The sequence below is a fragment of the Hydrogenivirga sp. 128-5-R1-1 genome, assembly GCF_000171895.1.
The window spans coordinates 1-1,864 of record NZ_ABHJ01000222.1; the positions used below are offsets into that span (position 1 = coordinate 1).

A 1,864-nucleotide genomic window follows, 5' to 3' on the forward strand; every position below is an offset into this window, starting at 1 on the left:
TTTTTGTATAAGTCTTGGTATTTGAATAATATCGTGGTCTGAAAAAAGGTTATACAAAAAAGGCTCAACTGCCTCAAGACTATCAGGACCACCCATATTTAAAAGTACAACTGCTATTTTTTTCATTTTGACCTCATTTTTATTTTGCATATAAGTATTTTAAAATAAAAGTTTAAATAATTTATGGGAGGTTTTAATTTTGCAAATAGACAAAGTTTTAATTGCTACAACAAATAAAGGAAAATTAAAAGAGTTTAAACAGCTTTTGTCAAATATAGGCATTGAAGTTTTATCTTTGGAAGATATGAAAGAAAAAATTGATGTTGAAGAAAACAAAAAAACTTTTTTAGAAAATGCTATAAAAAAGGCAAAAGAATATGCAAAATTTTATAAAATACCTGTTATAGCAGAAGATGCTGGTCTTGAAGTTGAAGAACTTGGAAGATATCCGGGGGTTTATTCTGCAAGGTTTTATGATATAGAGTTTGGAGGAAAAGAACCTGTAAAAGATAATAAAGATAAAGCAAACATTAATAAACTTTTAAGGCTTTTAGAAGGGAAAGAAAACAGAAAGGCAAGATTTGTTAGTGTAATTGTTTTCTATAACCCTGAAGATTTTGGAATATGGGCTGAAGGATACTGCAAAGGTAAAATAGCAAAAAAGCCTGTAGGAGAAGGAGGCTTTGGATATGACCCTATTTTTATACCTGAAGGTTATAAAAAAACAATGGCACAGCTAACATCGGAAGAAAAAAATAAAATATCCCATAGAGGAAAAGCTGTAAGGAAATTAATAAGCATTTTAAAAAAGATTATAACTGCTTAGAATCAATTATAAATGTAACAGGACCATCATTTAGTATAAAAACTTTCATATCTGCAGCAAATATTCCTGTTTTAGTAGGAACTTCTTTTGAAATTTCTTCTACAAATTTTTCATAAAGTTGTTTAGCTTTTTCAGGCTTTTCTGCATTTTCAAAACTTGGTCGTCTTCCTTTTTTTACATTTCCTGCCAATGTAAACTGAGAAATAACAAGAACCTCTCCGTTTATATCTTTTACAGAGAGGTTCATTTTTCCATTTTTATCTTCAAAAATTCTTAAATTTACTATTTTGTTAATAAGTTTATTAATATCTTCCTGTGTATCTCCTTTTACAACACCAAGGAGAATATTTAAACCTTTTCCAATTTGCCCAACTATTTTGCCGTCAACTTCTACTTTTGATTCTAAAACTCTTTGGATTACTGCTATCATTTATTTTCTAAAAGCTTACCAAGTTTTGCAAACGGTGAATTTTTTCTTCTTTCTTCAACCTCGCAGCTGCAGGGATTTTCATTTTTATTTGAGCCACAGATTGGGCAAATTCCTTTGCAGTTTTGATTACACAAAGGCTTCATAGGAGTTCTTATTATAATTTCCTCTCTTACAACTTCATTCAGATTAAAATGCTCTTCATCTTCTAAATATCTAACGTCTAAATCTGCTCCATGAAGTTCTCCGCCTTTTAATTTCTTTTTAGAAAGAAAAATATTAGAAGTTCCGCTTAAGTCCATATCAAAATGCTCTAAACATCTTCCGCATTCTAAGTCAATACCGCTTTTAAAGGTCATAGATACAGCATATCCATCCTTTTCTTTAATTATATATAGATGTACTTTAACATCTTCCAATGCTCTATACTCTGAAGGTAAATCTAAATCTTCAAAAGGTATTTCATAATCTCTTTCAATAAATTTTTCTTTTTTAAACTCATTTTTTAAATTAATTAAGAAAGGCATTCTATCTCACCTCATTTATGTTATTTTGATGCCTGTAATTTATACTATTTTAATATTAATGCAACATGTATGAAATTTTTGTGA

At 29.1% G+C, this 1,864-nt stretch carries 4 protein-coding genes; 1 reads left to right on the forward strand and 3 read right to left on the reverse strand.

All coding sequences use genetic code 11. The features are described from left to right. Positions 1–126 (reverse strand): ferrochelatase (locus HG1285_RS19215; RefSeq protein ID WP_008288954.1); only part of this gene is annotated, 126 nt, incomplete at its 3' end. A 73-nt stretch (positions 127–199) separates the two neighbouring features. Between HG1285_RS19215 and rdgB the strand changes: the two genes are divergently transcribed. Beyond that, the gene (rdgB, locus tag HG1285_RS03115; protein WP_008288955.1) at positions 200–826 is read left to right on the forward strand and encodes an RdgB/HAM1 family non-canonical purine NTP pyrophosphatase; all 627 of its coding nucleotides are present in this window, start codon (positions 200–202) and stop codon (positions 824–826) included. Here the strand turns inward: rdgB and dtd are convergent. Continuing rightward, positions 813–1,256: a D-aminoacyl-tRNA deacylase gene (gene dtd / locus HG1285_RS03110; RefSeq protein ID WP_008288956.1), complete on the reverse strand. Its 444-nt coding sequence runs from the start codon at positions 1,254–1,256 to the stop codon at positions 813–815. The genes rdgB and dtd overlap by 14 nt on opposite strands. Then, positions 1,253–1,780 (reverse strand): DUF177 domain-containing protein, encoded by a 528-nt coding sequence (locus HG1285_RS03105; protein WP_008288957.1) that lies wholly within the window; start codon positions 1,778–1,780, stop codon positions 1,253–1,255. The genes dtd and HG1285_RS03105 overlap by 4 nt, the downstream gene beginning before the upstream one ends. Positions 1,781–1,864: the final 84 nt, after the last annotated feature.